Source organism: Massilia sp. KIM (genome assembly GCF_002007115.1).
In the GTDB taxonomy this organism is placed as follows: Bacteria; Pseudomonadota; Gammaproteobacteria; order Burkholderiales; family Burkholderiaceae_D; genus Telluria.
In genome coordinates this window covers 1,026,269-1,047,115 of record NZ_MVAD01000001.1, presented here as the reverse complement: position 1 = coordinate 1,047,115, position 20,847 = coordinate 1,026,269, and the positions used below count along the sequence as shown (strand labels likewise).

14 protein-coding genes are annotated in these 20,847 nt (G+C 68.4%); 10 read left to right on the top strand and 4 right to left on the bottom strand.

The window, feature by feature from the left end:
• Positions 1 to 31 precede the first annotated feature (31 nt).
• Positions 32 to 1,126, bottom strand: a complete 1,095-nt coding sequence (locus tag B0920_RS04605) for a LacI family DNA-binding transcriptional regulator (protein ID WP_307188897.1) — start codon at positions 1,124 to 1,126, stop codon at positions 32 to 34.
• A gap of 188 nt (positions 1,127 to 1,314) precedes the next feature.
• Here B0920_RS04605 and B0920_RS04600 point away from each other — a divergent pair, with 188 nt between their 5' ends.
• Genes B0920_RS04600 through B0920_RS04585 form a run of 4 tightly spaced genes read left to right on the top strand, consistent with a single transcriptional unit; the run spans position 1,315 to position 7,858 of the window.
• Positions 1,315 to 3,519: an alpha-glucuronidase family glycosyl hydrolase gene (locus B0920_RS04600; protein ID WP_078031378.1), complete on the top strand. Its 2,205-nt coding sequence runs from the start codon at positions 1,315 to 1,317 to the stop codon at positions 3,517 to 3,519.
• 55 nt (positions 3,520 to 3,574) lie between these two features.
• Positions 3,575 to 4,942: an enolase C-terminal domain-like protein gene (locus tag B0920_RS04595; protein WP_078031377.1), complete on the top strand. Its 1,368-nt coding sequence runs from the start codon at positions 3,575 to 3,577 to the stop codon at positions 4,940 to 4,942.
• Positions 4,943 to 4,944: 2 nt separating this feature from the next.
• Positions 4,945 to 6,282, top strand: coding sequence for an MFS transporter (locus B0920_RS04590; protein WP_078031376.1), 1,338 nt, complete (start codon positions 4,945 to 4,947; stop codon positions 6,280 to 6,282).
• Entirely contained in the window at positions 6,218 to 7,858 is a 1,641-nt protein-coding gene (locus B0920_RS04585; protein ID WP_078031375.1) for a glycoside hydrolase family 43 protein, read from the top strand. Before B0920_RS04590 ends, B0920_RS04585 begins: the two co-directional genes overlap by 65 nt.
• Here the strand turns inward: B0920_RS04585 and B0920_RS04580 are convergent.
• Positions 7,828 to 9,117 carry an SGNH/GDSL hydrolase family protein gene (locus B0920_RS04580; protein ID WP_078031374.1) on the bottom strand — a complete coding sequence of 430 codons (1,290 nt, stop codon included), beginning with the start codon at positions 9,115 to 9,117 and terminating at the stop codon, positions 7,828 to 7,830. The two genes, B0920_RS04585 and B0920_RS04580, sit on opposite strands and share 31 nt — an antisense overlap.
• A 371-nt stretch (positions 9,118 to 9,488) precedes the next feature.
• Here B0920_RS04580 and B0920_RS04575 point away from each other — a divergent pair, with 371 nt between their 5' ends.
• The 3 genes from B0920_RS04575 to B0920_RS04565 are packed head-to-tail and all read left to right on the top strand — an operon-like array spanning position 9,489 to position 13,219.
• Entirely contained in the window at positions 9,489 to 10,973 is a 1,485-nt protein-coding gene (locus B0920_RS04575; protein ID WP_078031373.1) for an MFS transporter, read from the top strand.
• Positions 10,974 to 11,013: 40 nt separating this feature from the next.
• Positions 11,014 to 12,036, top strand: coding sequence for a glycoside hydrolase family 43 protein (locus tag B0920_RS04570; RefSeq protein WP_078031372.1), 1,023 nt, complete (start codon positions 11,014 to 11,016; stop codon positions 12,034 to 12,036).
• A gap of 34 nt (positions 12,037 to 12,070) precedes the next feature.
• Positions 12,071 to 13,219 carry an endo-1,4-beta-xylanase gene (locus B0920_RS04565; protein WP_078031371.1) on the top strand — a complete coding sequence of 383 codons (1,149 nt, stop codon included), beginning with the start codon at positions 12,071 to 12,073 and terminating at the stop codon, positions 13,217 to 13,219.
• Between the two features lie 25 nt (positions 13,220 to 13,244).
• Here B0920_RS04565 and B0920_RS04560 read toward each other — a convergent pair whose 3' ends face one another.
• Positions 13,245 to 14,189: a polysaccharide deacetylase family protein gene (locus tag B0920_RS04560; RefSeq protein WP_078031370.1), complete on the bottom strand. Its 945-nt coding sequence runs from the start codon at positions 14,187 to 14,189 to the stop codon at positions 13,245 to 13,247.
• Between the two features lie 14 nt (positions 14,190 to 14,203).
• Positions 14,204 to 15,457, bottom strand: coding sequence for an ROK family transcriptional regulator (locus B0920_RS04555; protein WP_078031369.1), 1,254 nt, complete (start codon positions 15,455 to 15,457; stop codon positions 14,204 to 14,206).
• A 478-nt stretch (positions 15,458 to 15,935) separates the two neighbouring features.
• Here B0920_RS04555 and B0920_RS04550 point away from each other — a divergent pair, with 478 nt between their 5' ends.
• From B0920_RS04550 to B0920_RS04540, 3 genes are all read left to right on the top strand, one after another.
• Positions 15,936 to 18,950, top strand: a complete 3,015-nt coding sequence (locus B0920_RS04550) for a TonB-dependent receptor (RefSeq protein ID WP_229455173.1) — start codon at positions 15,936 to 15,938, stop codon at positions 18,948 to 18,950.
• A 144-nt stretch (positions 18,951 to 19,094) separates the two neighbouring features.
• Complete coding sequence (locus B0920_RS04545; protein WP_078031368.1) at positions 19,095 to 19,808, top strand: SapC family protein; 714 nt, start codon at positions 19,095 to 19,097, stop codon at positions 19,806 to 19,808.
• Positions 19,789 to 20,811 (top strand): cupin-like domain-containing protein, encoded by a 1,023-nt coding sequence (locus B0920_RS04540; protein ID WP_143745642.1) that lies wholly within the window; start codon positions 19,789 to 19,791, stop codon positions 20,809 to 20,811. The genes B0920_RS04545 and B0920_RS04540 overlap by 20 nt, the downstream gene beginning before the upstream one ends.
• The last annotated feature ends 36 nt before the right edge of the window (positions 20,812 to 20,847 follow it).

Genomic DNA, 20,847 nt, shown 5'->3' with positions numbered 1-20,847 from the left:
CGCGTTGGGCCGCATCGATCTCAGGCCGGCCTTAGCCGAGCCGGCGCAGCGTCGGCGGACGCACCCGCGGCGCGGCGTCGGACTGGCGGCGCACCAGCTCGAAATCCATGCGCAGGTGTTCCGGCTTGGCCGGTTCGCTGTCGCGCAGGCTGCGCACCCGCCGCACCAGCGCCAGGACCGCCTCGCGGGCCATGCCGGCGATCGGCTGGCGCACCGTGGTCAGTTCCGGCCAGATGGTGGTGGCCAGGGGCGTGTCGTCGAAGCCGGTGACGGTCAGGTCGCCGGGCACGTCCAGGCCCAGCCGGTGGGCCACGGCCACCGTGGCGGCGGCCATGTCGTCGTTGCTGCAGAAGATGGCGCTCGGGCGCTCGGGCAGCGAGAGCAGCTGTTCGGCCGCGTCCAGTCCCGAGCGGTAGGTGAACAGGCCCTGCACCACCAGTTCCTCGGCCGCATCGGCGCCCTTCTCCGCGATCGCCGCGCGGTAGCCCTCGTAGCGGCGCGCGCTGGCGGTCTGGTTCGGGTGGCCGGCCACGAAGCCGATGCGCTGGTGCCCGAGCGCGATCAGGTGGCGGGTCATGCGGTGGGCGGCCTCGTAGTCGTCGATGCTGATCGCGCCCAGCAAGGCATCGGGCAGCCCGCAAGCCACCAGCACCGCCGGGACGCCCGCCTCCTTGATGGCCGCGAGCACCGTGCCGTTGTCGCACAGGGGCGGCGGCAGGAGGACGCCGTCCAGGCCGCTCCCGACCAGCTGGCTGGCCAGGGCCGTGCCGGCCGCGTCGGCGTCGCATTTCTCCACCACCAGCTGGACGTTGTTCAGGCCCGAGGTGGCCAGCAGGCCGACCAGGAACTCGCTCAGGTAGGCCGCGCTAGGATTGCTGTACACGAAGCCGATCCGGATCGGCTTGGAACCGGCGAGATTGCGCGCCTCCTGGTTGGGCGCGTACTTCAGCGCGGCCACGGCCTCGGCCACCTTGCGGCGCGTGCTCTCGCTCACCAGGCCCTTGCCGTTCATGACGCGCGAGACCGTCATCGCCGACACCCCGGCCAGCGCTGCGACATCGACCATGGTCGGCGCGGCGCGCCGCCCGGATGCTCCCTGGAAGGCGTCGATCTTATTTTTCTTCACGTGCTGGCCTTTTGGATGTGATTGCGCAATCTTAATACACTGACCTTACCACAACCATCACACAAAGTCGCCGTCCCGCCCCCAGCTTGTCCCTAGAAAAAGCTTTCAAATTCGTAAAGTTCGCGCTAACATCCGTCGCAGCGGGTATCACCTCGACGTGGTCCCGTAACAAAAATACTGGAGACGACATGCGAGGACTTCTCAGGTGGCTGCGCGCCGCCCTGGTGCTGGCTGTGGCTTGCATTCCGATGGGCGCCGTGGCGGAAGACGGGTACCAGCTGTGGCTGCGTTACCGCCCCCTGCCGGACGCGCAACGCGCGCATGTTCCCGACTCCATCCTGGCCGTCGGCGTGACCAGCCCCACCGTGGAGGCGGCGCGCGCCGAGTTGCGCCGTGGCCTCCAGGGCCTGCTCGGCCGGGAGCTTGCCCTCGTCCCGCAGGCCCGCGCGAACACCCTGGTGCTGGCGCGCGGCGCCGACCTGCCGGCCGCGCTGGACGACGCCCCCGCCGTGCGCGCAGCCCTGCGCCAGCTCGGGAACGAAGGCTACCTGGTGCGGCGCGCGCGCCTGAACGGCGTGCCGGTCACCCTGGTCGCCGCCAATGCCGACATCGGCCTCCTGTACGGCAGTTTCGCCTGGCTGCGCCAGCTCCAGCTCGGAACGCCGGCCGAGGGCATCGCCCTCGCCTCCCGCCCCACCCTGCCGCTGCGGGTGCTGAACCACTGGGACAACCTCGACCGCAGCGTGGAACGCGGCTACGCTGGCGAGTCGATCTGGAACTGGTGGGAACTGCCGGGCATCCTCGATCCGCGCTACCTCGACTATGCGCGCGCCAATGCCTCGCTCGGCATCAACGGGACGGTGCTGAACAACGTCAACGCCAAGGCCGAAGTGCTGGGCGCGCCCTTCATCGCCAAGGCCGCCGCCGTCGCCGGCCTCCTGCGCCCCTATGGAATCAAGGTCTACCTGTCGGTGCGCTGGTCGACCCCGCTCGAACTGAAGGAAACCCGGAGCGCCGATCCGCTCGACCCCGAGGTCGCCGCCTGGTGGAAACGCAAGGCCGACGAGATCTACCGCAGCATTCCCGACTTCGGCGGCTTCCTGGTCAAGGCCAACTCGGAAGGCCAGCCCGGGCCCCAGGACTACGGCCGCAACCACGCCGACGGCGCCAACATGCTGGCGCGCGCGCTGGCCCCGCACCAGGGCATCGTGATGTGGCGCGCATTCGTCTACGCCTCGCCGGAAGAAGCCAGGGCGGCCAGCAAGGGCAAGGACGCCCCCGGCGCGATCCACGACCGCGCCACCGAGGCTTACGCCCAGTTCCAGCCGCTGGACGGCAAGTTCGACAAGAACGTGCTGGTGCAGGTGAAGAACGGCGCGATCGACTTCCAGCCGCGCGAACCGGCCCATCCGCTGTTCGGGGCGATGCCGCGCACGCCGCTGATGATGGAATTCCAGATCACCAAGGAGTACCTCGGCTTCGCCACCCACCTCGCCTACCTGGGACCGATGTTCCAGGAGACCCTGGGCTTCGACACCCGCATCGGAGGGCGCAGCCTGAGCGTGGCCCAGGTGGTGCGCGGCGAACAGGCCGGACGCGTGGGCGGCATCGCCGGCGTGGCCAACATCGGCAGCAGCCGCAACTGGAGCGGTTCCACCTTCGACCAGGCCAACTGGTACGCCTTCGGGCGCCTGGCCTGGGACCAGGGCCTGGACAGCCGCGCCATCGCGCGCGAATGGGCGGCCCAGACCTTCTCGCCGGACCGTCGCCTGCTCGATCCGGTGACCGACATCATGATGCGCTCGCGCGAAGCGGTGGTGGACTACATGACGCCGCTCGGCCTGCACCACCTGATGGGCACCGGCCATCACCACGGCCCCGCGCCCTGGGTCGACAACCTGGAGCGCGCCGACTGGAATCCGGTCTACTACCACCGCGCCGGCCGCGACGGCATCGGCTTCGACCGCGGTCCGCGCGGCAGCAATGCGGTGGCCCAGTACGCGCCCGAAGTGGCGCGCCGCTTCGCCTCGCCGGCCACCACCCCGCCTTCGCTGCTGCTCTGGTTCCACCGCCTGCCCTGGGACCATCGCATGGCCTCCGGGCGCACCCTGTGGGAGGAGCTGGTGGCCCGCTACGACCATGGCGTGGCCGAGGTGGCGGCCATGCAGGCCGAGTGGCAGCGCCTGCGGCCGCTGGTCGATGCCGAGCGCTTCGAGGAAGTGGCGCAGCGCCTGGCCCAGCAGCACCGCGAGGCGCAGTGGTGGCGCGACGCCTGCCTCGCCTACTTCCAGCAGGCCTCCGGCCTGCCCCTGCCCGCCGGCGTGCGCCCGCCCGCGCAGCCGCTCGAGCACTACCGCTCGCTCAGCTTCCCCTACGCCCCGGGACACGGTTGAACGCCGCGCCCCGTTTCCGTCACCGCCACCGCCACCGCCAGACCGGAGTCCATCGATGATCCCTGTGAAGCGCGCCACCAGTCCCACCGTCGTCGAGATGCAGGTGATCCCGGTCGCCGGCCGCGACAGCATGCTGCTCAACCTGTGCGGCGCCCACGCGCCCTACTTCACCCGCATCCTGGTGCTGCTCAAGGACAGCGCGGGCAACACCGGCATGGGCGAAGTGCCGGGCTCGAACGGCATCCTGCTGGCCCTGCAGAAGCTGGTCCCGCTGGTCACTGGAACCGAGATCGCACGCCACCACCAGACCCTGAACCGGCTGCGCGCCAGCCTTTCCGGTCCCAGCCACCGGGTCACCTCGAGCCAGGAGGCGGCCGTCATGACCCAGCCGCACGAGATCAACCTGCGGCTCGAGAACGTGGTGACGGCGGTCGAGGCGGCCCTGCTCGACCTGCTCGGCCAGCACCTCGGCCTGCCGCTGTGCGAACTGCTGGGCGCGGGCCAGCAGCGCAGCCACGTGCCGGTGCTGGCCTACCTGTTCTACATCGGCGACCGTGGCCGCACCGACCTGCCCTACGACGATGACGCCGGCCGCGAGGGCTGGTACCGCTTGCGCAACCAGGAAGCCTTGACACCCGAGGCGATCGGCGAGCAGGCCGCGGCGGCGGTCGAGCGCTACGGATTCCGCGACTTCAAGCTCAAGGGCGGCGTGATGCGGGCCGAGGAGGAAATCGCCGCGGTCGCGGAAATCAAGCGCCGCTTCCCGCAGGCGCGCGTGACGCTCGACCCGAACGCCGCCTGGTCGCTCGCCGAGGCGATCGCGGCCTGCCGCGGCCAGGGCCATCTGCTGGCCTACGCGGAAGACCCCTGCGGCCCGGAGAAAGGCTATTCCGGGCGCGAGATCATGGCCGAGTTCAAGCGCGCCACCGGCATCCGCACCGCCACCAACATGGTCGCCACCGACTGGCGCCAGATGGGTCACGCGCACCTGCTGGGCGCGGTCGACATCCCGCTGGCCGACCCGCACTTCTGGACCATGCACGGTTCCGTACGCCTGGCCCAGCTCTGCCACGACTGGGGCCTGACCTGGGGTTCGCACTCGAACAACCACTTCGACGTGTCGCTGGCGATGTTCACCCATTGCGCGGCGGCCGCGCCGGGCGCCATCACGGCGATCGACACCCACTGGATCTGGCAGGAGGGGCGCGAGCGCCTGACCCGCGAGCCGCTGCGCATCGAGGACGGCCAGGTCGCGGTGCCGGAACGCCCGGGCCTGGGCATCGAGCCCGACATGGAGCGCATCGCCGACGCCCACGACCTGTACAAGCGGGTCGCCGGCGGGGCGCGCGACGACGCCATGGCGATGCGCTACCTGGTGCCGGATTGGGTCTACGACCCGAAACGCCCTAGCCTGGGACGCTGATCATGCTGCGCAAGACGATCAAGGGACTGCGCTGGTGGATGATCATCCTGATCATGCTGGGGGCGGTCATCAACTACCTGACCCGCAGCTCGCTGGCCGTGGCGGCGCCCACCGTGCTCGCCGACCTCGACATCAGCACCAAGGAATATTCGTACATCACGGCCGCCTTCCAGGGCGCGATCATGCTCCAGCCCCTGTGCGGCTACGTGCTGGACGTGATCGGCCTGAAGGCCGGCTTCGCGATCTTCGCGGCCGCCTGGTCGGTGATCTGCATGTTGCACGGCATGGCGACCAACTGGCAGACCCTGGCCGTCCTGCGCGGCCTGCTCGGGCTGGCCGAAGGCTCGGCCAATCCGGCCGGCATGAAGGCGGTGTCCGAATGGTTCCCGGCCAAGGAGCGCGGCATGGCGGGCGGCGTCTTCAACATCGGCGCCTCCTTCGGCTCGATGCTGGCGCCGCCGCTGGTGGTGTGGGCCATCCTGCACTACAACTGGCAATCGGCCTTCGTGATCACGGGCGCGCTCGGCCTGGTGTGGGTGGCGCTCTGGCTCCTGCTCTACGACGCCCCGGCGCGCCACCGCCGCCTGTCGGCCGCCGAGGCCCAGCACATCGCCGCCGGCCAGGAGCGCCACCTGGAGGGCGACGGCGCGCGGCCCTCGATCCTCAGCATCCTCAAGCTGCGCAATTTCTGGGGCATCGCCCTGCCGCGCTTCCTGGCCGACCCGGCCTGGGGCACGCTGGCATTCTGGGTGCCCCTCTACCTGACCACGGTGCGCAACTTCGACCTCAAGCAGATCGCCATGTTCGCCTGGCTGCCCTTCCTCGCGGCCGACCTGGGCTGCCTGTTCGGGCCGTTGGTGGTGCTGTTCCTGCAAAAGCGCGGCGTACGCCTGATCAATGCGCGGCGCGGCGCCTTCACGCTCGGCGCCTGCATGATGATGGGCGTGGCCTTCGTCGGCTACGTCGAGAGCCCGTACACCGCGATCGCCCTCCTCAGCCTGGCCGGCTTCGCGCACCAGACCCTGTCGGTCACCGTCATCACCATGTCCTCCGACCTGTTCCGGCGCAACGAAGTGGCCACCGTGGCCGGCATGTGCGGCACCTTCGGCAACCTGGGCCTGCTGATCTTCTCGCTGCTGATCGGCGGCCTGATGGCCAGCGTCGGCTACACGCCCTTCTTCGTCAGCCTGGCCGTGCTCGACCTGGTCGCCGCCGTCCTGCTGTGGTGCCTGGTGCGCGAACCCGAACCACCTCAACCCGTCCTAGCCAAGACCCATGATCCAGAACCCCATCCTGCGCGGCTTCAACCCGGACCCGTCCATCCTGCGGGTGGGCGATGACTACTACATCGCCACCTCCACCTTCGAGTGGTATCCTGGGGTCCAGATCCACCACTCGCGCGACCTGGTCCACTGGCGCCTGCTGGGCAGGCCGCTCTCGCGCGCCAGCCAGCTCAACCTGCTCGGGGCGCCCGATTCCTGCGGCGTCTGGGCGCCCTGCCTCACCCACGCGGACGGGCTGTTCTGGCTGATCTACACCGACGTCAAGCGCTACGGCCGCACCTCCACCGGCGCGGCCGGCGGCAGCGCGTCCCTGCGCGACTTCCACAACTACCTGGTCACCAGCAGCAGCATCGAGGGTCCCTGGTCGGATCCGGTCTACCTCAACAGCAGCGGATTCGACCCTTCGCTCTTCCATGACGAGGACGGCCGCAAGTACCTGCTGAACCAGCTCTGGGATCACCGTCCGGGCGGCAAGCGCTTCGCCGGCATCGTGCTGCAGGAGTATTCGGTGGAGGAACGGCGCCTGGTCGGGAGCCGCCACAACATCTTCGCAGGCACCGAGCACGGCCTGACCGAAGCGCCGCACCTGTACAAGCGCGGCGGCTACTATTATCTGCTCACCGCCGAGGGCGGCACCGGCTGGAACCACGGCGTGACCATGGCCCGGTCAGGCTCCCTGCTCGGCCCCTACGAGCTGCACCCCGACCGGACCATCCTCAGCTCGCGCCACCGCCCGGACGTTGCACTGCAGCGCGCCGGCCACGCCGACCTGGTCGAAACCCAGGACGGCCAGACCTACATGGCCTACCTGTGCGGGCGGCCGCTGCGCAACCGCGGCGCCTGCACGCTGGGACGCGAGACCGCGATCCAGCCGGTCGTCTGGGGCGATGACGGCTGGCTGCGCACCCTCGACGCCCAGGGCACGGCGCAGTCGCAGGCGCCCGCGCCGGGCCTGCCGGAACACCGCTTCGAGGAGGCTCCCGCGCGCGCCGATTTCGACGCCCCGGAACTGCCGATCGACTTCCAGTGGCTGCGCACCCCCTGGCCGGAAGAGCTGTTCAGCCTCACGGCCAGGCCCGGCTACCTGCGCCTGTACGGCCGCGAAAGCCTGGGCAGCCAGTTCCGCCAGGCCCTGGTGGCGCGCCGCCAGCAGGCGCACTGCTACGGCGCGCGCACCCTGCTCGACTTCGAACCCGAGCATTTCCAGCAACAGGCGGGCCTGGTCTGCTACTACGGCGCGGCCAAGTTCCATTACCTCTACGTCTCGCACGACGAGGTCCTGGGCAAGCACCTGCGGGTGATGAGCAGCCTGCCCAACCACGTGCAGGCCGACAGCTTCAGCGCGCCGCTGGCCCTGCCCGCCGGCGTGCCGCTGGAACTGCGGGTGGAAGTCGACGAGGAACGCCTGCTGTTCGCCTACCGCCTGGACGGCGGCCCCTGGCAATGGCTGGCGCAGCAATTCGACGCCAGCATCCTGTCGGACGAAGCCAGCGCCCCCGGCCAGCCCAATTTCACCGGCGCCTTCGTCGGCATGGCCTGCCAGGACATGTCGGGCGCCGGCCTGCATGCGGACTTCGACTATTTCGACTACCGCGAGCGTCCCTACTGCGTCGACCCCACGCGCCTGGAGTAGGCGCAGCGCTCCAGGCTCTCCAGCGGCACCGCCTCGGCCAGGGCCGCGTAGCCCGCATGGGAGGGATGCAGGCCGTCGCCGCTGTCATAGGTCTTGCTCAGGTAGGACGGCTGCTGCGGATCGCGCAGCGCCCGGTCGAAATCGAGCACGCCGTCGAAGGCGCCGGACCGCCTCACCCAGTCGTTGACGGCCTGGCGCAGCGCTTCGTTGGCGGCCGCCGGCTGGTAGTAGCCGCTCCCCATGAAGGGCGTGATGGTGGCGCCGATCACGCATACCCCTCTGGCGTGGGCGCGGGCGATCATCTGCAGGTGGGCCTGCTTGAAGTCGTCCAGCATGGCCGCCAGGGCTTCCGGCGTGTCTTCCTTGGCGCGGCGCAGCACGCCGATGTCGTTGACGCCGATGAAGACGATCGCGTGGCTCACGCCAGCGCGTCCCAGGACGTCGCGCTCGAAGCGGCTGGCCAGGTTGCTGCCGAGGCCATCGCGCAGCAAACGCCCGCCGCCGATGCCGGCATTGATCACGGCGAGCGGCTGCTTGCGCTCCCGCGCGATGCGCCGCGCCAGGTAGTCGGTCCAGCGGTTGTTGCCGTCGGTGGTGGCGCCGTAGCCGTCGGTGATCGAATCGCCGGCCACCACCAGGGCCCGCGCGGGCGAGTCGGCGCTGACCTCGACCCCGGCCAGCGCGTACCAGCGCGTCACCGCCTGGGCGCCGTCCAGGCTGGGCGCATTGGTCTGCCGGCCCGGCGCCAGGAAGCTGTGGGTGCGCGCGCCGGCGTGGCCGGTCTGCTGCCCGGGATCGCCGGACAGGTGCAGCGTGACGGCCAGGTCCTGGCCGGCCGCCACCGGCATCTCGACCGGGTCGCTCAGGTATTCGCCGCCGGCCGGGATCCGCACCGCGGCCTGACCATTGAAGCGCAGCGGCTGCAGCGAGCCCGCCACCACCTCGGAAGAGCCAGCCCGCAGCGCGCGGCCGATGCTGGCTTCGCCCAGGACCATCATCTGGGTGCCGTAGACGTTGCTGACGCGGACCCGGACCCGGGAGCCGCCCAGCGACAGCCGCACGATCTGGCGCACGGTGCCGTCGCGCCACAGGGTGGCCGGCAGGGACTCGGGCTGGCCCAGGGCTTGCGGGGACGTTCCCCAGCTCGCAACCCAGTGCTGGCCGGCTGCCGGCTCCCGCGATGGCGAGGTCGCGCAAGCGCTCAGGCCGAACAGGGCGACGCACAGGACCGCCAGGTAAGCTCGATGGAAAAAATTCACGTGATGTCTCCGTCAGGCGGCCCTGCCGTGGCCGGGGGCGGCGACGGCTGGCGCAGCGTTATAGTTAGCGCAATCATCTTAGCCTAGAAACGCATTGTCAGGCGCGTTCCGGCAGCGCGGAGAGTATGCAGCCTTTATCAGCGCCCTGCCGGCACGGCTTCCCGCGCCAGCAAGGAGAACGTGGCCGCGATGTCAACAAAATCGATTGACGTTGACGGGGTCTTGCTCCAGAATCGACGCGATGATTGCGCTATCTCTTCTTGAAGAATTGGCGCATCGTCTAACAGTAACATGGCCGTCGCGGGTGCGCCGGTCCGCTGCCCCGGCAACGGTCCTGCGCCGCTTAACACATAGAATGAGAATGGCTGCACATGACAACAACAACTAAGGCGTTGCCGACGCTGGGGACACTCGAAAAAATCGGCTACTCGCTTGGCGACCTTGCCGCCAACCTGATCTTCCAAACCCTGCTCACCTTCATCGCGTTCTTCTACACCGACGTCTACCAGATCGCGCCGGACGCGGCGGCCGGCATCATCTTCGTCGGCGGCCTGGTGGGCGCCTGCTTCAACCCGGTGATGGGCATCATCGCCGACCGCACCTCGACCCGATGGGGCAAGTTCCGCCCCTGGATCCTGTGGACCTCGGTGCCCTTCGGACTGGTGGCGATCCTGGCCTTCAGCACGCCCGATCTCGGAGAGCGCGGCAAGTACATCTACGCCCTGCTGACCTACATCCTCTTGATGCTGGTGTACTCGGCCAACAACCTGCCCTACTCGGCCCTGAGCGGCGTCCTGACCGGCAGCATGTCCGAGCGTAACAGCCTGTCGTCCTACCGTTTCGTCGCGGTGCTGGTGGCCCAGCTGATCATCCAGGTGCTGCTGCTGCCGCTGGTGCTGATCCTCGGCGGCGGCGACAAGGTGGCGGGCTTCGAGAACACCATGATGATCTTCGCCGTGGCCGGCACCATCTGCTTCCTGATCACCTTCTTCACCACCAGGGAGCGGGTGGTCCCGAGCCCGGGCCAGCGCTCCAGCATCCGCCAGGATCTCGCCGACCTGATCGGCAACCGGCCCTGGCTGGTGATGCTGACCCTGACCATCCTGGTGTTCATTACCCTGGCCCTCAAGGGCGGCATGTACATCTATTATTTCCGGGTCTACCTGGACCAGGCGGCCTTGGCGGGTTTTCTTCGCGACACCGGCTTCGTCGCCTTCATCGACGGCGTCAACGCCACGCTGACCGGCATGGGGCTGACCAAGTTCCACTGGCCGGAAGACGCCGCCACCTCCGCCTTCAGCCTGTTCAACGGGGTCGGCATCGTGATGATGATCGTCGGTATCGGCTTCTCCAAGCCCCTGGCCGACCGCTTCGGCAAGCGCGACGTGTTCGGCGCCGCCCTGCTGGTCTCGACCCTGTTCATGCTGGCCTTCTACTGGTTCGCGCCGACCTCGATCGGCCTGGTCTTCGGCGCCCAGTTCTTCCACGGCTTCTTCTACGGCATCACGATTCCGCTGCTGTGGGCCATGATCGCCGACGTCGCCGACTACTCGGAATGGAAGAACAACCGCCGCGCCACCGCCCTGCTGTTCTCGGCCATGATCTTCGGCCTGAAGGCCGGCCTGAGCATCGGCGGCGCGCTGGTGGCCGCCCTCCTGTCCTCCTTCGGCTACGACGCCGCCCAGGCGGTCCAGGCGCCCGCGGTGGCCGACGGCATCCGCATGTCGATCAGCGTCTATGCCGGCCTGCCCTTCCTGCTGGGCGTGTGCAGCCTGGTCCTGTACGACATCCGCAAGTCCACCGAACTGCAGATCGAGCGCGAGCTCGGCGCCCGCCGTTCGGTGGCGGCCCACTGAGCCACCGCATCCACGATCAACCCAGACCCTATCCACACTCATGTCCGAGATCATCAACAAGGAGCAAGTGCAGGCCCTGCAGGCGCTCGCCATTTCGCAACCCCTGCTCGAGCACATCTACATCGCCGATCCCTCGGCCCACGTGTTCGAGGGCAGGATCTACATCTATCCGTCCCACGACATCGAGGCGGGCGTCCCCTTCAACGACAACGGCGACCATTTCGCGATGGAGGACTACCACGTGGTGTCGATGGCGCACCCGGGCGCGGAGGCCGTCGACCACGGAGTGGCGCTGCACGTGCGCGACGTGCCCTGGGCCGAGCGCCAGATGTGGGCGCCCGACTGCGCCAGCAAGGACGGCAAGTACTGCCTCTACTTCCCGGCCAAGCGCGCCGACGGCATCTTCCAGATCGGGGTCGCGGTGGGCGAGCATCCGGCCGGCCCCTTCACGCCCCAGCCGCAGGCGATCGCCGGCAGCTACTCGATCGACCCGGCCGTGTTCGAGGACGGCGGCGAGTACTACCTCTATTTCGGCGGCATCTGGGGCGGGCAGCTCCAGAAGTACCGCGACAACGTCTATGCGGAGGACAACCAGGAGCCGGCGGCCCATGAGGCTGCGCTGCAGCCCCGGGTGGCGCGCTTGACTCCGGACCTGCTGGAATTCGCCGAAGCGCCGCGCGCCGTGCGCATCCTCGACGCCGACGGCAAGGACCTGCTGGCGGGCGACAACGAACGCCGCTTCTTCGAAGCCTCGTGGATGCACAAGCGCGGCGACACCTATTATTTCTCGTACTCGACCGGCGACACCCACCTGCTGTGCTACGCGACCGGCGACAACCCCTACGGCCCCTTCACCTATCAGGGGCAGATCATGACCCCGGTGATCGGCTGGACCACCCACCATTCGATCTGCGAATTCGAAGGCCGGACCTATCTGTTCTATCACGACAGCAGCTTGTCCGGCGGCGTCACCCACCTGCGCTCGGTGAAGGTGACCGAGCTGCATTACGACGAGGACGGCAAGATCCTCACCATCTCGCCCTACCGCCAGGAACAGGCTTGAACCTGCCGGCGACCAGACCAGGAGACAAGGGAGCATGACGACCCGACGCGACACCCTCAAACTGCTCGGCGCCGCGGCCGGCGCCATGCTGGCGGCGCCGGCGCCGGCCGCCGACACCGGCACCGCCCTGAAGGACCTGGCCCGGATCAAGGGCATGCGCTTCGGGAACGCCATGGGCATGCCGCCCCAGGGCGCGGCCCACAAGGTGTTCCAGGACCCGGCCTACCGCCAGCTGATGGCGCGCGAGTGCAACATGATCGTCGCCGAGAACGAGACCAAGTGGCAGGCCCTGGCGCCCCAACCGGGGCCCTACCGCTTCGCCGCCGCCGACGAGATGTTCGCCTGGGCGCGCAAGGAGGGCATGCTGGTGCGCGGCCATACCCTGGTCTGGCAGGCGCCAAAGTGGCTGCCCGCCTGGGTGAACGAGCTCGATCTGGCGGGCAAGCCGGTAAGCCACGCGGAAGGGATCCTGCGCGAGCACATCAAGACCGTCTGCGGCCATTTCGGCAAGGACGTGATCAGCTACGACGTGGTCAACGAAGCGGTGACGCCCGCCGACGGCAGCCTGGTGCAGAACGTGTTCAGCCAGCGCATGGGCGGCCTGGAGCAGATCGATCTCGCCTTCCGCCTGGCGCGCGAATACGCGCCACATGCCCAGCTGGTGTACAACGACTACATGGGGCCGGCCCTGGACAACGCCGCCCACCGCAAGGGCGTGCTCAAGCTGCTTGCCGACCTGAAGGCGCGCGGCGCCCCGGTCGATGCGCTGGGCCTGCAAAGCCATGTGGGCATCAAGGACGCCATGTCGGGATCCGAGGGCAAGGCGGTGGAACGGGCCTGGCGCGACTTCCTCGACGAGGTCACGGGCATGGGCTACGAACTCCTGATCACCGAGTTCGACGTCAACGACAGGGGACTTCCCGCCGATGTCGCCAAGCGCGACGGGGCCACCGCGGCGCTGGCGCGCGACTATCTCGACCTGACCCTGAGCTATCCGACCTGCCGCGACTTCCTCCTGTGGGGCATGGCCGACCACCTGAACTGGCTGCAATACTGGGCTGAGGCGAAACGCCCGGACGGCCTGCCGCAACGCCCGGCGCCCTACGACGCCCAGTTGCGCGCCAAGCCGATGCGCGAGGCGATCGCCGCCTCGCTGCGCGGCATGCCGGTGCGCCGCGCCTGAACCTGGCGGCCGGCGCCCGCGACCGTCATGGCTGCGCCGGCCCGGCCCCAGCAGGGTCGGGCCGGCATAGCGCGTCGATGCCGTCCAGCGAGGCCGCTTGCGGCAGGCCCGCGAGCGGGATCCCGGCGGCGCGCGCATGGCGCTCGATCAGGGTCCCCTGCCCCGGCGCGCCGCCGGCCTCGCGGTAGGCCGGGTCGGACTGGACCTGGGCCAGGCCGACGTAGCGCGCGCCGGCGGCGTCCAGCCTGGCCAGCACTTCCGGCAGGGTCAAGGCGCCGAAGGCGCCCATGTGGGTCAGCAGCACCTGCGGGATCATGCGGCCGTAGACACGCTGCGACAAGGCCTTGACGCGCGCGATCTCCTGGTCCACCTCGCGCAGGTAGCGCGTGCGCATCGCCGCGATCGCGGCCTGGTCGCCGCTGGCCAGGCAGCGCCCATAGGCCTCGCTGTAGGCCCAGTCGTTGAAGCTGAGCGTGACCTCGGCGATCCGGTAGCCGCGCGCCCGCAGCCAGGCCAGCGCGCCCTCGCGGCGCGCGCGGTCCTCGCCCGCCGCCAGGTAGGGAAAGCGCAGGTAGCGCCAGTCGCCGTCCTGCATGCGCGCCGCGACCGCCGGCTCGCCGGCCTTCACGTCGTCCAGCCAGGCCTGCAGCGAGGGCGCCGCATTGATGTTCATGTGGCTGTAGGTGTGGTTGCCCAGCGGGTAGCCGGCCTCGCGCCAGCGCGCCAGGACCTGCCCGCTGCCCGGATGCCGGGCGATGAGCGCGGCGTTGACGAAACCATAGGCTTCCGGCACACCGTGGCGCTTCAGGCTGGCCAGGGTGGATTGCGCGACGCCCGTCCAGCTCATCCCCTGCGGCAGGGGTCCGTGGGCGGTCAGGTCGTCGACGGTGATGGCGATGTCGAAGCGCTCCGCGGCGTTCGCCATCCCGGCGGCGAAGACCAGCAGGGCGAGGCAGGAACGGAGCGCCATGCGGAGTTTCCGGCTTACTGGAGGAAGTAGGCGGGCTTGTGGCGCCCCGCCTTGTCGGTGCGCCGCGCCATGCTCTGCAGGTCGAGGGGCCGGGTGAGGCGGTGACGCGCCAGCGCGGCGGCGCCGATGGCCACCGCGTCCGCGCCGAAGCGCGAGGTGCGCAGCTCGGGCGCGCTCAGCATCGCCGCGTCCGCATAGGCCGCCAGCACCCGGCAAGCCGGCTCGACCAGCGCGTCGCCCAGGCGCAGGGCCGGCCCGCCGATGACGATCGCCATCGGATCGAAGGCGACCCACAGATTGTTCAGCAGGACGCCGAGCTGGCCGCCGGCCGCCGCGACCGCGGCGCAGGCCTCGTGCTGGCCCTGCGCCACCTGCTCGACCAACCGCTCGAGCGCCGCGCGGCTCGGCTTTTCCATGCCCGGCAGCGAGGCCAGTCCGATCAGCGCATCGGCGCAGCCGCGCCGTCCGCACGAGCACACCGGGCCGTTTTCCTGCAGGATGGCGTGCCCGACCTCGCCCGCGAAACCGTTCAGGCCGGTCAGCAGGTTGTCGCCGACGATGACGCCGGCGCCCACGCCATAGCCGATCGACAGGTAGACCAGGGGATCGGTGCCCGACTGCCCGGTGAACTCGAATTCGGCCAGGGCCGCGACGTTCGCCTCGTTCTGCATGTACAGCGGCAGCCCTTCGAGCGCGGTGCCGGCGAAGTGCGCGCGCAGCTGCTCGTCGACGTCCACGTTGCGCCAGCCCAGGTGGGGAGCGTAGCGCAGCACCCCGAGCATCTCGTCGACCCCGCCGTGCAGGCCGACGCCGATGCCCAGCACCCGGCGCGCCCCGCCGCCGCCCGCGCCGCTTCCCAGCCGGCGCGCCAGGCGCAGCAGGCCGGCGGCCGCCAGCTCGATGCAATGCGCCGGATCGCGGCTCTCGTCATAGGGAAGCACGCGCATGTCCAGCACCTCGCCCAGCAGATTGGTGGCGACCACGCGCACTTCGTCGACGCCGATCTCGGCCCCGAGCAGGGCCAGGCGTCCCGGATCGAGATGCAGGGGCGTGGCGCGCCGGCCCACGTCGCCGGTCGCGATCAGGTCGCGTTCGACCAGCCAGCCTTCGTCCATCAGTTCGCGCACCAGCATGCTGACAGTCGACTTGGTCAGTCCCAGCACTTCGGCCAGGGACGCCCGCGACAAACCAGGCTGGGTGCTCACTTGTCGCACCAGCGCCATCCGGTTGAGTTGCTTCAGCAGTTGGTGGTCACCGGTGACTGGCATACGCGAATGTAGAGATGAGTGTGTGTTTTTTCCGACACCAAGCAGAGCTTGCCAAACCGCTGCGGATCATGCGTGGCCGATTGAAGAAGGGCAATTATAACTGCGTCTTTCCACATTGATCATTGTCCTCCTAGGCGGGAAGTCTTTGATTTGTTTATGAAATCGATTTCAGGTAGTATGACTTGCGCCCATGTCGGATCCAGAATGCCGCTCGAGTCCGACAGCTCCCTCGGCAGCGCCTCGCTGCGACACGACGCGAATTAATTTGTTCGATGAATTGACTAATTAAAAATTGATGATTAATCTACAGTAAATGTGAGTCCGCGTGGAATTTTCTGAAAGGGACGAGAGATCCCCCGCCACCCGGACCAGCCCCCTACAAAAAGTTGCAATACAAGGTGCCCCGCGGCACCACCACGAGTGGCACGTTCCCATCAGGGCTCAGCGCCATATTTTGTAGAAGAAGAAAGGAGACACTGTGCTGCACAAGAATCGGAAGGGAAACTCACTCCACCCGCTCACCCGGCATCGCCTGATCGCCCTGGCGGTCGCCAGCGCCTGCGCCACCGTCGGCGCCCAGGCCCATGCGCAGGAGGCGAACACGGAGGGCGCCAGCAATCCGCTGGCGCCGGCCGCTACCAACACCGTCGTCGTGACCGGCATCCGCGCCGCCCTGCAATCGACGCTGAACCTGAAGCGCAATTCGGACGGCTTCGTCGACGGCATCGCGGCCGACGACATCGGTAAATTCCCGGACACCAACCTCGCCGAAGCGCTGCAGCGCATCAGCGGCGTGTCGATCGACCGCAACCGGGGCGAAGGCGCCCTGGTGACCGTGCGCGGCGTCGGTCCGGACCTGAACCTGGTGCTGCTCAACGGCCGCCAGATGCCGACCGCGAACCTGGGCGACCAGTCCGGCCGCGCCTTCGACTTCAGCAACCTGGCGGCGGAAGCCGTGTCGCAGATCCAGGTGTACAAGAGCGTGCGCGCCGACGTTACCCCGGGCGGCATCGGCGCCACCCTGAACGTCATGACCGGCCGTCCGCTCGACCTCGGCAAGCAGTCAAGCTTCGGCGCCAAGGTGATGTACGACAGCTCGAACGACAACCTGCCGCAGCAGCAAAAGGCCAGCCGTTCCTACACCCCGGAACTGTCGGGCCTGTACAGCACCACCTGGAACGACGGCATGTTCGGCCTGTCCGCCAGCGCGAGCTACCAGGAACGCAACATGGGCGTCAACACGGCCGCCGTCATCAACGGCTGGCTGGGCCCCTACCGCATCGGCCAGACCGGCGACGGCGCGCTGACGCAGCCGGGCCACCCGAACTTCCCGAACATCGTGAACCCGCCGACCGGGGACACCCTGTACCAGCTGCCGCAGAATCTGTCGTACAAGATGAACGGCTACCAGCGCAAGCGCACCAACGGCCAGCTGACCTTCCAGTTCCGCCCGACCAAGGACCTGACCACCACCCTCGACTACACCTACGCCGAGAACAAGATCGAGCACCGCTACAGCGAGCTGTCGGCCTGGTTCGGCCACAACGTGGACATCCAGGGCGCCAGCTTCACCGGCAACGGCAGCGGCATCGCTTCGCCGCTGTACTACGAAGAGCGCCACAACACCGACCAGGACTTGTCGATGAACGGCGGCGATTCGGCCACCAAGTCGACCCTGAACTCGATCGGCTTCAACACCCAGTGGCGCGCCACGCCCGACCTGACCCTGACCGTCGACGCCCACCACTCGGTCGCCGAAGCGAAGTCGGACAGCCCCTACGGCATCAACAACGACCTGGCCACCGCCAGCTTCAGCCGCCGCACCACCCGCGCCGACTTCACCAACGAGATGCCGGTGCTGTCGGTCACGGGCATCGACTTCAACCGCGCGCCGCACCAGGTCGCCGGCTCCTGGTTCCAGGATGGCCGCAACAAGATGAAGCTCGACCAGCTCCAGCTGGGCGGCAAGCTGAAGCTGTTCGAGCGCTCGGGCCTGAACTTCGGCACGGCCTTCACCAAGAACGAGAACTTCTCGATCTTCCAGCAGGTGCAGCGCGACACCTGGACCGGCACCGTGCCGAACACCTCGGCCGCCTATGACCAGAGCCTGTGGCATCCGGCCGACCTGCGCGACTACTTCGGCAAGCTGGGCGGCGCGGGCAATCCGGCCCTGTTCACCCAGATCAACCCGTTCGACTTCGAAGCGGTGCGCAACCAGGCGATCGCGATCACCGGCGACCAGGCAGGCTACACCCCGAGCCTGGCCAACCCGGCCTACAACCGCACCACCATCGAGCGGACCCGGTCGGTCTACTTCCAGTTCAACACCGACTGGGATACCGCGCTGCCGATGCACACCGGTATCGGCTTCCGCTGGGAGCAGACCCGGGTCGCCTCGACCGGCCTGACCAAGGTCCCGACCGGCATCCGCTGGATCTCGGCGAACGAACTGCCGGTGGACTTCGGCTCGCAGGTGTTCGAGACCCTGACCGGCAAGTACAACAACTTCCTGCCGAGCCTCGACTGGGACATGGACCTGCGTTCCGACCTGAAGCTGCGCGCCAGCTACGGCGTGTCGATCGGCCGCGCCCGCTATGACCAGATCGCCGGCGGCAGCACCTATGGCACCACCGCCACCGTCACCGGCACCACGGTCAGCCGCGGCAACCCGGCGCTGGAACCGGTCAAGTCGAAGAACCTGGACCTGTCGGCCGAGTGGTACTACAACAAGCAGAGCATGTTCTCGCTGGGCGCCTTCCACAAGAAACTGGAAGACTACACCGGCTCGACCGTCATCACCGAAGGTTCGCCGACCGCCACCACCCCGGTGGGCGGCAGGTACTGGAACGCAGCGCTGGCTGCCGGCTGCGCGTCCTCGGACCGTACCTGCATCCGCAACTACATCCTGAACAACTTCAACGGTCAGGAAGGCGTGACCCGCACCGGCATCAACTCGGCGGGCAATGCGGAAGGCACGATCCGTGGCATCGCGGGCGACCCGGCCCTGCCTTACCAGGTGTCCACCCTGGTCAACTCGCAGGGCGCGACCCTGAAGGGCGCCGAGGTGAACTGGCAGCACATGTTCGCCAACGGTTTCGGCTTCCAGGCCAACTACACCTACGTGAAGTCGGACCTGACCTTCGACAACCTGGGTGTGGGCAACCAGTTCGCGCTGGTCGGCCTGTCAGACTCGGCGAACTTCGTCGGTATCTACGAGAACCCGACCTGGTCGGTGCGCGCCGCCTACAACTGGCGTGACAAGTTCCTCTCGTCTACGAACAACAACAACCGTCCGAACCCGACCTATGTCGAGCCCTACGGCCAGCTGGACATTTCGATCGGCTACAACGTCAGCAAGAACCTGAGCCTGTCGCTCGAGGCGATCAACGTCAACGACGAGACCCAGCGCGTGCACGGCCGCACCGAAATGCAGGTGCTGTCGATCTCGACCGGCGGACGCCGCTACATGGTCGGTGCACGTTACAAGTTCTGAGGTGTAGCACTCCTGGTGCCGGGCGGTGTCGCATAGCCGCCTTTTTCCGACAGGCCGTCTTCGTACGGCCTGTTTTTTCACACGCATGGCTATGCGTGTGCGAAACTTTCAAGACCACAGAAAAAAACAAAAGCAGAGGAGACCATGAGCCAATCCGTTTTGCTGCATAACCTGGAACACAAGGACCTGCGCGTGATCACCGAGCGCGGCGCCGCCTACGGCGACGACCTGATGTTCACCCTGACCTTCCCGCAGGAGTTCCGCCATGTGCAGGCCCACTACCCCATCGTCTTCCGCCGCACCGACGACGCCGATGGCTACGAAGCGCTGGCGCTGTTCGGCTTCGAGACCGGCGAGAACCTGTTCCTCGGTCCGCAGGGCTGGGACGCCCACTACATCCCGCTGAATGTCGAGCGCCGGCCTTTCCTGATCGGCCGCCACGGGGACGAGCTGAACGTCCACATCGACCCCGAACACCCGCGCGTGAGCCGCACCGAAGGCGAGGCGCTGTTCCTGCCCTACGGCGGCACCAGCCCCTACCTGGAGCGCATCCATTCGGTGCTGCTGACCCTGCACCAGGGCCTGCAGACCATGCCGGCCTTCGTGGCGGCCCTGGTGGAGCACGAGCTGCTCGAGTCCTTCGTCGCCGACATCGAACTCGAGAGCGGCGCGCAGCACCGCCTGATGGGCTTTTACACGATCAACGAGGAGCGCCTGCGCGCCCTGCCCGGCCCGGTGCTCGAACGCCTGAGCCGCGACGGCCACCTGGAGGCCATGTACATGGCGGTGGCATCGCTCTCGCAGTTCCGCGCGCTGATCGCGCGCCGCGAGGCCCGGGATGGCCGCCAGGCTGCCTGAACCGGCGCCGATCCGCGAGCTCGACGGCCTCGCGCCCGGCGTGCTCGACGACGCGCTCATGGGCTCGACCGAACCGGTGGTGCTGCGCGGCCTGGCCTCCAGCTGGCCCATGGTCGCAGCGGCGCGCGCCTCGCAGCGCGAAGCGGGCGACTACCTGCGCCGCTTCTACCGTGGCCAGCAGGTGCTGGCCTTCCTGGGGGCGCCCGAGATCGAAGGACGCTACTTCTACAACGAGGACCTGAGCGGCTTCAATTACGCCACCGTCAAGGCCCCGCTCGACCGGGTGCTGGAGGAACTGGACAAGCACAGGGACGACCCGCGTCCTTCCTCGGTCTACGTCGGCTCGACCATGATCGACCATTACCTGCCGGGCTTTCGCGGGGAGAACGACCTCGACCTGGGCGCGCGCCAGCCCCTGGTGAGCATCTGGATCGGCAACCGCTCGCGCATCGCCGCCCACCACGACGTGCCCGACAATATCGCGGTGGTCGCAGCCGGCCGCCGCCGCTTCACCCTGTTCCCGCCGGAGCAGGTGTCCAACCTCTACATCGGACCGCTCGACTTCAACCCTGCCGGACAGGCGATCAGCCTGGTGGACTTCGCCAAACCCGATCTGGAGCGCTTCCCGCGCTTTGCCCAGGCCATGGAAAGCGCGCAGGTGGCCGAACTGGAGCCGGGCGACGCGATCTTCATCCCCTCCATGTGGTGGCACCACATCGAAGCGCTCGCGCCCTTCAACGCCCTGGTCAATTACTGGTGGCGCGCGACGCCCGCCTACATGGACTCGCCGATCAGCGCACTGATGCTGGGACTGCTCACCCTGCGCGAGCTGCCGCCGGCCCAGCGGCGCGCCTGGCAAGAGCTGTTCCGGCACTACATCTTCGAGAGCGACGGGTCCGAGGCGGAGCATATTCCGCCCGCCGCGCGGCGGATGCTGGCGCCGCTGGACGAGGATGGCGCGCGGGCGCTGCGCAGCCATCTGCTCAACAGGCTGAATCGCTAGACGGCCGGCCCGCAACGCGGAAGACGGCCTGCGGCA